Genomic DNA, 13,743 nt, shown 5'->3' with positions numbered 1-13,743 from the left:
TAGATTCTATACTCGTGCATTGTGTGCGTAGGTTGGCACTTGCACTTGTTGGAGATTGTTGTGTGCTTTGCTTTGTTTGTCCTTAAGGTTAGCTTGTGTGCTTTGTATGCCTTCTAGTGAGCGATTTATCGCGCTAATTAAGCCATTGATAGAGGCTGCGATAATATCTGTATCAATGCCCGCACCAAAGAACTTGCCACGACTTGTCTTAATCTGCACATACGAAATAGCTTGCGATGATGAGCCCTCTTTAAGTGAATGCTCGCTATAATCTAAAATTTCAAACTCTAATCCCAATGCCTCACGCAACGCATTTGCCACACAATCTAATCGCCCATTACCACTTGCTTGTGTGCTATATGAAGTATTTTGATACCGCACATTGACACTTACGCTTAGCGCATTATCCACGCGCTTAAATTCATAATTAAGCATTTCCAATGCGCCTTTAAGATTCACAAAATCGTGCTTAAACACTTCACAAATCTCATCGGCTTGCAATTCTTTATGTGCGACATCTGAGATTCCCTTAATGTGATATGAAAATTCCTCTCTAAAAGCAAGTGGCAACTCGATACCAAAGCGCGTATGCAAGACATACGCAATGCCACCTTTACCGCTTTGAGAATTTATACGAATCACATCGCTCTCATATTCTCTCCCCACATCTTTAGGGTCAATGGGAAGATATGGCACACTCCAAGTATCTAAATTGTGCTCTTTGTGATATGCCATACCCTTAGCAATCGCATCTTGATGAGAGCCAGAAAATGCCGCAAAAACAAGCTTGCCAGCATAGGGCGCACGCTCATATACACGCATTTTTGTTACACGCTCATACACATCACAAATCTTAGGTATATTTGCAAAGTCAAGCCCGCTATCCACCCCGTGCGAATACATATTCATTGCCAAAGTAATAATATCCACATTGCCCGTGCGTTCGCCATTGCCAAATAGCGTGCCCTCAATCCTATCTGCTCCAGCCAAAAGCCCAAGCTCCGCATCAGCCACCGCACAACCCCTGTCATTATGTGGGTGGAGTGAAATGAGAATCTGCTCTCTATTATCCAAATTGCGCGACATAAACTCCACTTGTGAAGCATAGATATGTGGCAAGCTCATCTCCACCGTGGCGGGCAAGTTGATGATAAGTTTATTTTGCGTTGTGGGTTTTAACACCGCACTTACAGCATTACACACTTCTAATGCGTAATCAACCTCTGTGCCCGTGAAACTCTCAGGCGAATACTCAAAGCTAAAATTCCCCTGTGTGCCATTAGCACAATCACGCACAATATGCGCACCATCAATAGCAATCTTTTTGACTTCATCTTTGCTCTTTTTAAATACTTGCTCGCGCTGGGCATAAGAAGTAGAATTATAAAAATGCACAATCGCGCTATTTGCGCCCTTTAGGCTCTCAAAAGTTTTTTTGATGATATGCTCTCGCGCTTGGGTAAGCACTTGAATACTCACATCTTGGGGAATAAGCTCATTTTCGATAAGCGTGCGCACGAATCGATACTCCGTATCGCTTGCCGCTGGGAATCCTACTTCAATTTGTTTAAAACCCACACTCACGAGCAACTTGAAAAATTCGATTTTTTCTTCTAAGCTCATTGGTGTGATGAGGGCTTGATTCCCATCGCGCAAATCCACGCTACACCAAATAGGCGCGCTTGTGATAGACTCTTTTTTACTCCATTGCAAACTCTCTTTAGGTGGCATAAAGTAGCCCCGTTGGTATTTTTTAAAATTCATCATTTCTCCTAAACCACAAATGTGTTTGTTAAAATCTTTCGCTTAAAGCGCACATTATAGCTAAAATTTTTAATGTTCTCTCTTAGGCTTTTTATTTTACAAACCACATTACCCAACTTGTCTTGTTTGTAAAGCCAAATAAAGAAAGATTGGAGCACCAAGAATTGCGGTGATGATTCCAATAGGAATCTCAAACGCCTGCACACTGCGTGCGATAGTATCACAAAAGAGTAAAAATAACCCTCCCAACGCCGTGCATAGCGGGAGGACAAGCACATTATTATAATCCCGCAGGGCGAGGCGGATAATATGCGGAATAATAAGCCCCACAAAGCCAATGAGCCCACAAAAAGCCACGCTAAAGCTAACCGCCACACTAGAGACAATCAGCAAATTTCGCTTTAGCTTTGGCGCATCAATGCCAAGATTTCGCGCCTCCTCATCGCCACTTAGGATTATGTTAAGCCCATTGCGTTTGGCATAAAAATAACTCAGGCAAAAAATGAGCACAAAACACAGAATCTGAACCTTATACCACGCGCTCAAACCCAAATAGCCCATAAGCCAAGTAACGATTTTAAAGCTTGATTCTCCAATAATATACATAAATAGCGAACTAATTGCCCCAAGAAGTGAGCTAATGGCAATGCCAATGATAAGAAGTGTGGTAATGTTTGCGTGGCGTTGCAGAGCGAAAATCACTAACGAGAATCCACAACAACACACAAAGCCAACCACCCCATAAAAAATATCATCTAACCCGATAAAATGTGCTAACACCGCACCAAAAGTCGCAGCCGAAGCGATACCGATGATATATGGGTCTGCGATTGGATTGGCAAAGATACTTTGCGTAACCGCACCAGAGGAGGCAAGAAGCGCACCCACTAAAATTGCCATAGCGATTCTAGGGAGACGAGTCTCAAGCAAAATAAGAGAATCCACCTCATCGCTTGAAGCAAACAACGCATCATAAGTGCGAGAAATATCCCACAAGACGCCATCAACGCCAAGTGCCATTGCTACACCGATTGCTATGATATACAACACGAACATTACAAGCGCAATAAACACAACTTTGCGCGCTTTTGATTGTTTGAGATTCATTGTTACGACTTTTTAAAATAAAATACCCTATAAAAATAAGAGATAAAATTATTCACTAAATTTTCTTAAAAATTACTGAAATGTAATGCAATTTTATGTAAAATTATAAATAGAATGTTTATCATTGTTATGTATTATTGCATTTGATTTTTGAATTAAAGGCTTATTGTTATGTCGGCTACTCAACCTTTGGATAAAACTTCACATTATACAGAATCTCACCAATATATTTGCGTGCAAAATCTGCATTTCTTTTATGGTAAAAAGCATATTTTACAAGATATTAGTTTGAGTGTCAATGTCGGGGAATTTGTAGGGATTTTAGGTCCTAATGGCTCTGGGAAAAGCACGCTTATCAAAAATATGCTAGGATTTATAAATCCTAGCAGTGGGCAAATCAAAGTATTTGACAAGCCACTACAAAGCTATGATATTAAATCCCTCTCAAACCTTATAGGTTTCGTTCCGCAACGCTCTGCAATCAATGCTCCATTGCTGGTAAAAGATTTTTTGCTTATGGGGCGATATAGCGCACTTAAATCCGCATTTAGCGATTATAGCGATGAGGATAAGGCACAGGTAGAACAAATAGCGCGTGAATTAGACATTGCGCAGTTTTTGGAGAGAAATATTTTAAGCCTTAGTGGCGGAGAATTCCAACGCACACTTCTCGCACGCGCCCTGCTTAAAAATCCCAAGATTCTCATACTTGATGAGCCCACAAGCGCACTTGATATGAATTATGCCATAGAATTACTGAGAATTTGTGAGAATCTCCTCTCGCACAATATTGCGATTATAGCGGTTTTACACGATTTTAATCTCGCCTCGCTTTTTTGTCAAAGGCTTATTTTGCTAAAAGATGGCAAAGTTTATGCCAAAGGCACTCCAAAAGAGTTATTTACCCAAGAGATTCTAAAAGAGGTGTATGGATTTTCTTGCAAGATAATGTATGAAAAAAACAAACCCTTTGTCCTGCCGATGTGAGGCAACAATCTTACAAACAAGGAGTATCAAATGTATCAAAGACTTTTTTTACCTGCGCTTATTGTGCTTATGTCCTTTCACATATCACTAGCCCAGCCAAGCGCACCAAACAATGAGAATCAGCAAAGTTTTGGGCTTGATTATCGCTTAGATTCTAAGACAAAAGAAAATCGTCTCGTAGTGCTTGACCCTGCGATAATAGAGATTATTTATATGCTTGGCGAGCAACGCACCATTAAAGCAATCGCGAGTTTGCAACATTCACATATCTACCCAGAAGACCAAACCAAAAAACTCCCAAGTGTGGGGACATTTTCTAATCCATCGATTGAGAAAATCATCGCCACCAAACCAACTTTGGTTATCTTAAGCCTTTACTCACTAGGTTTGCGCGAAAAATTAGAAAATCTAGGCATTAAAACTGCCTATTTTGAAGCAAATCGACTTGATGAAATGTTCGATAATATACAAAACCTTGCAAAAATGCTCGGCGTGGAATCTAAGGGCAAACAACTCGCCCAAAAAACGCGCGAGCAAATAGAGGCGTTAAAAAGCAATCCTATTGGCAAAAGCGCGATATTTTTATATTCTGGCAATCCGCTAATGGGCTTTAATGACAATTCAATGGTTGCAGATATTATGCGCATTGTAGGTTTGGAAAACAAAACTATCGCCACAAAGATTCCAAGACCTATCATCTCAAATGAATTTTTGCTCAAAGCAAATCCTGATATGCTTATTTTTGATTTGCAAATCACGGATAAAGAAATGCTTATCGCACAAAATCCTACATTAAAAAATCTTAAAGCCTATAAAAACAACCAAATCTATGCGTGTAACCCAAAGGTGCATACACTATTACGCGCAAGCCCCACGATTGTAGAGAGGATAAAGCAATTTAAACAACACTTACAACAATAACGCCTTATTCAACCAAATAAGGCGTTGTGTATTCTAAAATAATAAAATTATTTCTCATTATTTAAGCTATATTTAAGATTTTATGTGTTAGATTCTTGCCTTTGATTTTACACTTTGTAGGAATTAATAATGAACGCTAGAATCTTGTGTGTTGCATTTGCGATATGTGGTCTTGCGCTTAGCGATGAGTTAGAGCAATCATCGAAGAGCGCAATTACCTCCGAAACACAAGATAAAAGCCAAGTAGAGAAAAAAGATTTGCAAAAAGTCCAATTAGGCAAAGTAACTGCTACGGCGATAAGTGAGTTTGAAACCTACCAAAGTGGAGCGCAAATTGGGCGCAGTATGCTGGAATCTAACCCAAATGGCAATGGCGATATAACAAGCATTCTAAAAATCCTCCCAAATGTGCAGTTTGATAATGCACAACTAAAAAGCACTACACCGGGCGAAATCAGCCCTGCGAATGTCAGCATTAGCGGAGGGCTTTTCTATCAAAACAACTTCCAACTTGATGGTTTTACTATGAATAATGACATAAACCCAGATGGTGTAGTGGGCGGTGGTGGGAGCAACAACACACCAGAGCTTAGCCAAAATGGTGCGCCCGGTCGCTCGCAAGGCTTAGCCATTGATACGAGTTTGCTTGATTCTATCGTGGTGCAAGATTCTAATATTTCCGCGCAGTATGGTAAGTTTAATGGCGGGATTATACAGGCAAATACAAGAAAAGCAAACAAAGAGTTTGGCGGAAGTGTGAGTTATCAAATCACACAGGGGAATGCAAGGGAAAATGCGATTTCATTGACAAAATATCATATTTATGGCGATAGAGACGCATTTATCAATTCTACTTACTCAAGCAATCAACCAAACTTTATTAAGCATATTGTCCGTGCTAGCGCAGAATCTAAGCTCAATGAGAAGGCAAGCGTTATAGCAAGTATAAACGCTATACAAAGTTATATTTACTTGCGTGGGTATCAGCTAGAGGGTGGCAATATGGTCGATGATGTAAATAAAACACAATCGCGCGAGAGTTATAATCTTTTTATTAAAGGCAATTATGACATTGATGGAGTGCAACTCGAAGCAAGCTATGCGTATGCTCCAGAATTTAATAAATATTTTGTGATTAATGCCAAAAATTCAGATTTTTTCTACCAGCAAGGCGGGCATAATCTTGGATTCAAAGCCACACTAGAGAGTGTGCTTGGCACGCTAAGTGCGCAGAGCAATGTAAGCTATATGGAAAATTCACGCACAAACTCTAGCAGCGATTATCGATTTTGGTTGTATTCAAGTGAAAAATATTGGACTTATAATGGAAGCGATGCCGAAGAGGGAGGCTATGGCAACATTGATAACAAACAGCTTAGTTTTGACAATAAATTTATCATAGATTTTCATCCGCTCAAACTTTTAGCCACAGAGCATAAAATGAGTGCTGGCTTAGAGATGGGCTATGGCTATGTGTATTTTAAACGACACCAAGACACACGCATTGCAATGTATGGATACTACATTCCAAATACCACAAAGACTTGCACAGATTCTGCGTGGTGCACTACCGTTGCGCCTTATGATAGCACAGCGACAGGGATTGACTTTGTTACCCCACTTACTAATGGATATTATTTTGCCGCACTCAATTATCTGCACGCTGGAAAAATTGCTCTCCATAACTTTACTAGCAGTGTATTTGTAGAAGATGATGTACATTTAGATTTAGGCGGTGCGGGAGAGCTTAATGCAAGGGCTGGAGCGAGATTAGATTATGAGCTTTATATGAGGCGAGCTCCTATCGCGCCAAGATTCTCGCTTAATTACATAACGCCTGTGAGCAAAGAGTGGCAAACCCAAATCACTTTAGGAGCAAATCGCTACTATGGGCGCAATATTTTTGCCTTTCGTTTGCTACACGGACAACAAGCCCTTGATAAACAATATTGGAAGTTTGATTACTTGAATTGGGATCCAAATGTGGTAGTCCCAGAATCTACCCCCTATGAACAATCTCCATATAAAGTCGATAATGGCGGAATAGAGAGTGATTATTTAGGATTAAAAGTGCCTTATGATGATGAGCTAGTCGCTGGAGTGGTGCAAAATTTTAAAGATGTCCAACTCAATATTAAATACATTCATCGCTTCGGGCGGGACCAAGTAATGATAAAATGCAAGCAATACAATGACCGTGGTAATTGCGTGCTTAATACTTATGGTAATGATGGGAAATCTGATGCAGATATTATCTCACTCACCCTTAGCAACCAAAATCCAATGCAAATTGTCAATAGCCAGCATTACGCGTTACTAGCATTTGATTGGACGCATTCAAGGCGCAATTTTAATAGCTACTCAACAAGTTTTAGCAATTCTCAACTTACTAATTCCATTATTTCTTACAATGGACAATTTATGCGCTATATCGATAGACCAGCAGAAAATTTCTATCGCCCTTATAGCGTGCGTCTTACTACCACACACCAATTTAATATTGCCCGCGTGAAGTGGATTCTCACAAATTTCTTGCGAATGCGCTCTAGCTATGATGCTATGGTTGCGGTAAGTGATGATTACAAAGATAGCTACAATGGCGTGAAAGTGGATACTTTCCGTGTGTTTAAAGTGCCTTATAGCCTTACTTGGGATTTACGGCTAAGCCTTGATATACCCGCATACAAAATACACAATGTGATTGTCAATGTGGATATAAACAATGTCTTAGATAGACGCAATATCGCGGTGGTGGATTACTCGAGCTTTCGCTCAAATCCTAGTGCCACCGCCGTGCCTACTTACGAAGTGGGTAGGCAACTCTGGCTACAGGTGGGGTATAAGTTTTAATGCAAAACTTAGCCTAAATACAGTCCGCACCTTTTAAGTGCGTGTAATCTTAATATAAAGGAGAAACAATGAAAGTTTTAAAGTATTTAAAGGGGTTAGCACTTTGTGTGCTTATGAGTGGCGTTATGAGCGCGAATGTAAGCACAACAAGTGTGAAATATAAACAAATCATTGATAATAAGCAAGGCAAAAGTTTGGCATTTGAGAACTTCATAGAGAATCTGCTTAATTATGACATTATCATCATTGGCGAGTATCATAACTTAGATTCCCACAAACTCGCTGAATTTGACATTATCCACGCGTTAAAAGCACATAAAAAGCTCTCCATAGTCTATGAAATGCTCCCAAGCTCTAAGCAAAAGCAAATAAATGGTGCGATTGCAAAAAAAGATTCCATTGCAAAAAATGAGTTGGCTCAAGCGTTATTTTGGATTGATGATTGGGAATATGCTGGCAGTGGATACGAAAGATTGCTCGAAGCGTTGTTTTATGCGGGAGATTCTCTTATCGGTGGGAATCTCACTTATGAAGAAAAATCACTTATCGCCGAGAAAATGCCAACACTCAAAGGCAAAAACTCTACCAATCCAGCCGTGCAAAATACGCTAAAGCAAATTATTGGTGGCTTTCACGCTAAAAAATGGGATAGCATTTTTGTCAATATCCAGCAACATATCGATAGGAATCTCGCTCAAAAAATGCTCGAAAATCCAAATCCCGTAGCGATTATGGGTGCTTATCACGCATCGAAATCTATCGGTGTGCCACTGCATATTAAAGACTTAGATTCTACTAAAAAGGTGGCGGTAGTTATCCTTGATGGTGGGGATAATTTTGGTCTAAGCGATGCAGACTTTAGTATTTATTTTTAAGCGGAGTGGAGTATGAAAATTCTCAATTTTATAAGTGTAATTTGTGTGGCATTTGCTCACATTGCACTTGCTGATGAATTAGAGCAATCATCAAAGAGTGCAATTACCCCCCCCCCCCCCCGATACACAAGATAACAATCAAGGAGAAAATAAAAAAGATTTACAAAAAGTCCAACTTGGTAAAGTAACTGCTACGGCGGAGAGAGAATTTGAAGCCTATCAAAGTGGTAATCAAATTGGGCGAGAAATATTAGATTCTAATCCAAGTGGGAATGGAGACATTGGCTCGATTCTTAGAATCCTCCCTAATGTGCAGTTTGATAACGCGCAAAATCGCTCGACTACACCGGGGGAGATTGACCCTGCCAACATATCCATAAGCGGAGGGTTGTTTTATCAAAACAACTTCCAAATCGATGGCTTTAATATGAATAATGACTTAACTTCAAATCTCTCTAGTGATAATGGTGTAAATGGCACAGGCACAAAAAATCCACGCTCCCAAGCCTTTAGTATTGACACCTCACTTTTAGAATCAATCACCGTGCAAGATTCAAATATTTCTGCAAGTTATGGAGGATTTACAGGTGGCGTAGTGGAGGCAAATGTGCGCAAGCCACGCAAAGATAATGGTGGTATCAATGGTTGGCACGCAAATATTTCTTATCAATTCACGCAAGGCAATGCAAAAGGATTTTCCCTCACACGCTATCATATCGACCCACAAACAGAATCGAACTTTTTAAATTCTACAAGCGAGTATTATCACCCATATTTTACCAAACACCTCGTGCGTGCTTCACTAGAAGGCTACGCAACCAAAAATCTAGGACTTATCTCTAGCTTTACCACCACGCAGAGCTTTATCCCTATTTTTATGTCAAATCCGCTGGCAAGCGCAAGTGGAATAAATGCTGGCAAGCAAAAAGACCAAAAACGCCAATCATACAATTATTATCTAAAAGCGTATTACAACCCAAATGAAAATCTAACCATTGAAGCAAATCTAGGATATATGCCTCAATATAATAGCTATTTTTGGAGTGGTGGGGCGTATAATGCCGATTATGTCGCACAAAGTGGCGGGTGGCAAGCTGGGGTAAAAGCATTGTATCAAACGCCGATTGGATTATCCACTACTACGCTTGGCTATTCATATTTAGACAACAATCGAAGCGCAGATTCTCGATATACTTATTATGCGAGTTGGTTTGTAAGCGATGAAGTAAATTGGCTAAGAAGCAATACCAATACTGCTGCTATCTACACAGCGGCAAATTATGGAAATATGGCGCAAATTTCACATAATCCAACGCTAAAAAGTGATTTTTTGTTTAATCCTATCCCTGTTTGGCGCACTGAACATACCTTTCGCATAGGCGCAGAACTCACTTATCAAAGTGCCACAAGAGAGCGATTATCTCCCTATGTGCAATTTGCAAACGATAATAATATCCCCGTCCCCTCAAGCACTCCCTGTCCCACCACGCCTGATAATCTAGGACTTATAGCCTGCATAAATGGCAAACCTCATTTTAACCCAAATACCGCCATTCGCTCAAACAACCAAACTTATCAAGGATATGCAGAGGCTTCCAAAAACGAACAAGTAAGAAATCAACACACAGGCGCAAACTCTTGGGCAAATGGCTATGATAGCGCAGTGGCACAATACTTTAATGTCATCACGCAATATTATGGCGCAAACAAAATTATGCTAGATAATGTCGCTTATGGGGCGTTTATCGAAGATGACATAAAATTAGATTTGGGCTTGGGAGGTGAGCTTAGCACAAGATTTGGCTTGCGATTTGATGGCGATAGCTATATGAGCAAACACTCTTTTGCACCGAGATTCTCAATAAACTATATCACACCTGCGCAAAAAGAATGGCAAACCCAAATCACTTTAGGCGCAAATCGCTACTATGGGCGCAATCTCTTTTCGTATAGATTCTTAGATTTTTCTGCTAAAAGACATTCGTATAAACGCGATTGCGCGAGCTGTGATTGGCAAGAGATAGAGCTAAATACCGCGATAAATCCCGCTTGGACTTCAAGCGTGAAGTTTAGCCAACTAAAGATTCCATACAGCGATGAGCTAATGGGTGGCATAAATCAGAATCTAGGAATATTTAGCGCAAGTGTGAAATACATTTTTCGCGATGGAAAAGATGAGATAATGCGCGTAAGTAGAAGTGTTCTAAACCTCCCCACACAAGAGGGCTACTCCACGAGCTACAATGTATGGAGCAATGAGGGCAAAAGCCAAAGCCATATCATTTCACTAATGGTGCAAAACAATAATGTGTTTGATACTTTTGGGGTAAAGCACCATTATGTATTTGCGTTTGATTATACTCAAAGCAAGCGCACTTATAATGTCTTTGCTAATAGTAGCGATGATGAATACATTGCAGATTCTCAAATCATCTATGATAATGCACTGATTAGATACCGTGATAGACCTGTGGATAACTTTGTGCGCCCTTGGACTTTACGCTTCAACACCACGCATAGCTTTAATATAGGGCGCACCAAATGGTTACTTAATAACTTCTTTCGCTATCGCTCCGCATATAGCCGAATGGTAACGCTCACTACAAGCACAAATAATGCTATCTTTAAGCAATGGCAAGCACTCTATCCAAACATAGAGGGTGTGTATATCAAAAAGCACTTTAATGGAGCGTTTAGCTGGGATATGCGGGCTGGGTTTGAGCTAGATATAGTGCGGGGACAGACGCTGTATATGAATGTGGATATTTATAATGTCCTAAATGCGCGCAATGAAACCACAATAAGCAACTCAAGTGGCAACACGGACTATGATATAGCAGGCTCTAGCTACACTTATGCAGTATATGAAGTAGGACGGCAATTTTGGGTGCAGGTGGGGTATAAATTCTAACCCCTAATACAAAATCGTATAAGTCTTTCGTGGTCCGTGCACGCCAAAGACGGTTTGTAGCTCTATGTCTGCGGTGCGCGATGGTCCCGCCACAAAGATAATATTGCTAGGCAAAATCTCTGTGCCACTTCGTTTGCGCTCGTATCCTTTGACAAACTCCACACCACTAAGCATATTTGGCACGATAGATTCTTTTGGGAGCAAGTAAATGCAAATATTGGTAATCAGCGAGCTTAGGCGCGGGGCGAGTTCATTTGAGCTAAGCGCGATGACACCCAAATCTGCTATGCCACAGCGAGCCTGCACCACACTCACGCTAATGCCAAAAAGCCTATCACGCATACTATCCACACTTTGCGCGTAGGGCAAAAGCGCGTAAGATTCTAATCCTGCGCTCTTTAGCGCACCACCTAGCGCATTTGTCTCGCAGTCTAAATCACAATTACACAAAATCTCTTTGATACTCGCGTCATTTGCGCTTATTTCGCCGTCATTTTCTGCGATGATTGTTGCGATTGCGGTGGGCAAATCAGCCTTGCTAGATTCGACAATAAGCGATTTATTATTCGTATGATTTTCCTTAAAATCACTAAGCAGTGCCTCTTTTGTGCTTCCACTTAAGTGCAATGGCTGGGGGAATTTTGGCTCACCTTGCGCGATATGGGGGATATGCGTATTGCTCGCAATCGCCTCGCTAACCCGAGCTAAAATCTCCTCCTTTGCATTCAAGGCTTGTGCGTTTAGATTTTGCGCCCCGCCATTTGTGCCATTTTGCCCGCCTTGCCCATTCAAACTTGCATTACTCATATATCACTCCTTGCATTTTTTGCACCTTGTTATGAAGCCCGCTGCTTACCTTTGGAAACGCCCGATATTTTACCCATTTATTCAGCAATGGCACAAAGCTAGCAAAAGGCTTGCCAAGCGGGGCTAGCCCTGTTAAGCCCATCACAAATCGCCATTTTGCTGGGCTTGTGGCGAGATTTGCAAAGCCTCTCATCGCGCTTTGTTCGGTTGGATTTTGCGTGTGTAGCGCGCTTTTTGCACCGCCTACACGCGCATTAGAATTACCCTTTCCAAATGCACCATACTCCCCATTTGCCTTGACTACCTTGCGCCCCTGTCCCACGCGCTCACTTCGCAAATCTCGTATGAGTTCAGCTAAGGGAATCTCCACAGGACACACTTCGCTACATCGCCCACACAGCGAGCATAAATCAAGCATCGGCGAGCAAGAATTTAGTCCAAAAATCTGCGGGCTAATCACCTCGCCAATGGGTCCGGGATAAGTGCTTAGATAGGCGTGTCCGCCGATTTTATCATACACGGGGCAGTGGTTTAGACAGCTCCCACAGCGGATACAGCTCATCGAGCGGTAGTAGTGGCTATCTTTTAGCATATTTGAGCGATTATTATCAAGCAAAATGATATGCACTTCTTTTGGTCCGTCTTTTTCGCCATCTTTGCGCGGGGAAGTGATGATATTATTGTAGCAAGTGATGACGCTCCCCACCGCACTAGGAGCAAGCATAGAATCCAAAATCGCCGCATCTTCAAAGCTCTCCACCACCTTTTCGATTCCACAAATTGCGATATGCACATCTGGCGCGGTGGTGCTCATACGCCCGTTGCCCTCATTTTCGATAAGCCATATCGCGCCCTCATTTGCGATAGCGAAATTTACCCCGCTCATTCCCATACTAAAGGTTTGAAACTCTTTGCGCATAAAGTTTCGCGCAATGGCGTTTAGCTTTGGAATCTCATTTTCTAGCGGTGCGCCTAATTTCTCGTGGAAAATCTGCCCCACTTCATAGCGGTTTTTATGAATGGCTGGGACGACAATATGCACGGGCGATTCGCCGATGAGCTGGATAATCACTTCACCCAAATCCGTTTCAAACGCCTCTATGCCTTTGGATTCTAAGAAGTGATTAAGCCCGATTTCCTCACTCGCCATAGATTTGCCTTTGAGGATTTTTACCGCGCCTTTTTGCTTCATAATGCCATAAATAATCTCATTTGCTTCCTGTGCGTCCCGCGCCCAATGCACTTTCATACCATTTTTGGTGGCGTTTGCCTCAAATGTTAAGAGATTTTTTTCTAAGTTTTTTAGATTTTTTTGCTTGAGTTCCTTGCCCTTTTGTCGCAAGCCTTCCCAATCAATAAACCTCGTAGTAACGAGTTTTTTGCGATTGCCCCTTAGCGTATCCATCGCGCGGAGCAAATTTTCTTGCAGTTGCTTGTTGCTTAGCCCTTTTGCCACTGCGCTGTGGTATTTTGCTTTTAGCTGTGGTGTGCTTAGATTGTGGTTTGTGCTACTCATTGTGC

10 protein-coding genes are annotated in these 13,743 nt (G+C 41.3%); 6 read left to right on the top strand and 4 right to left on the bottom strand.

Annotated features, from left to right (window positions below; translation table 11 throughout):
- Positions 1-6: 6 nt before the first annotated feature.
- Positions 7-1,764, bottom strand: coding sequence for a 2-isopropylmalate synthase (locus ACWIUJ_RS00815; RefSeq protein WP_454152386.1), 1,758 nt, complete (start codon positions 1,762-1,764; stop codon positions 7-9).
- Between the two features lie 108 nt (positions 1,765-1,872).
- Entirely contained in the window at positions 1,873-2,871 is a 999-nt protein-coding gene (locus tag ACWIUJ_RS00810; RefSeq protein ID WP_454168326.1) for a FecCD family ABC transporter permease, read from the bottom strand.
- A gap of 171 nt (positions 2,872-3,042) precedes the next feature.
- Here ACWIUJ_RS00810 and ACWIUJ_RS00805 point away from each other — a divergent pair, with 171 nt between their 5' ends.
- The 6 genes from ACWIUJ_RS00805 (at position 3,043) to ACWIUJ_RS00780 (ending at position 11,415) form a co-directional block, all read left to right on the top strand.
- Positions 3,043-3,858, top strand: a complete 816-nt coding sequence (locus ACWIUJ_RS00805) for an ABC transporter ATP-binding protein (RefSeq protein ID WP_454168324.1) — start codon at positions 3,043-3,045, stop codon at positions 3,856-3,858.
- A 30-nt stretch (positions 3,859-3,888) separates the two neighbouring features.
- Positions 3,889-4,779: an ABC transporter substrate-binding protein gene (locus ACWIUJ_RS00800; protein ID WP_454152383.1), complete on the top strand. Its 891-nt coding sequence runs from the start codon at positions 3,889-3,891 to the stop codon at positions 4,777-4,779.
- A gap of 129 nt (positions 4,780-4,908) precedes the next feature.
- Positions 4,909-7,629 carry a TonB-dependent receptor gene (locus ACWIUJ_RS00795; protein ID WP_454168322.1) on the top strand — a complete coding sequence of 907 codons (2,721 nt, stop codon included), beginning with the start codon at positions 4,909-4,911 and terminating at the stop codon, positions 7,627-7,629.
- Between the two features lie 68 nt (positions 7,630-7,697).
- The gene (locus ACWIUJ_RS00790) at positions 7,698-8,504 is read left to right on the top strand and encodes a ChaN family lipoprotein (RefSeq protein WP_454152381.1); all 807 of its coding nucleotides are present in this window, start codon (positions 7,698-7,700) and stop codon (positions 8,502-8,504) included.
- 12 nt (positions 8,505-8,516) lie between these two features.
- Complete coding sequence (locus ACWIUJ_RS00785) at positions 8,517-8,639, top strand: hypothetical protein (RefSeq protein ID WP_454168321.1); 123 nt, start codon at positions 8,517-8,519, stop codon at positions 8,637-8,639.
- Entirely contained in the window at positions 8,602-11,415 is a 2,814-nt protein-coding gene (locus ACWIUJ_RS00780; RefSeq protein ID WP_454168319.1) for a TonB-dependent receptor, read from the top strand. The genes ACWIUJ_RS00785 and ACWIUJ_RS00780 overlap by 38 nt, the downstream gene beginning before the upstream one ends.
- A 3-nt stretch (positions 11,416-11,418) precedes the next feature.
- Here the strand turns inward: ACWIUJ_RS00780 and ACWIUJ_RS00775 are convergent, their stop codons facing one another.
- Both ACWIUJ_RS00775 and ACWIUJ_RS00770 read right to left on the bottom strand, forming a co-directional pair.
- Positions 11,419-12,222, bottom strand: a complete 804-nt coding sequence (locus ACWIUJ_RS00775) for a LutC/YkgG family protein (protein ID WP_454168318.1) — start codon at positions 12,220-12,222, stop codon at positions 11,419-11,421.
- Positions 12,215-13,738 (bottom strand): LutB/LldF family L-lactate oxidation iron-sulfur protein, encoded by a 1,524-nt coding sequence (locus ACWIUJ_RS00770; RefSeq protein WP_454168317.1) that lies wholly within the window; start codon positions 13,736-13,738, stop codon positions 12,215-12,217. The genes ACWIUJ_RS00775 and ACWIUJ_RS00770 overlap by 8 nt, the downstream gene beginning before the upstream one ends.
- Positions 13,739-13,743: the final 5 nt, after the last annotated feature.

The organism is Helicobacter sp. 23-1046, assembly GCF_053654635.1.
Note: the sequence above shows the minus strand (reverse complement) of the source record. Positions and strands in the feature narration are given on the sequence as shown.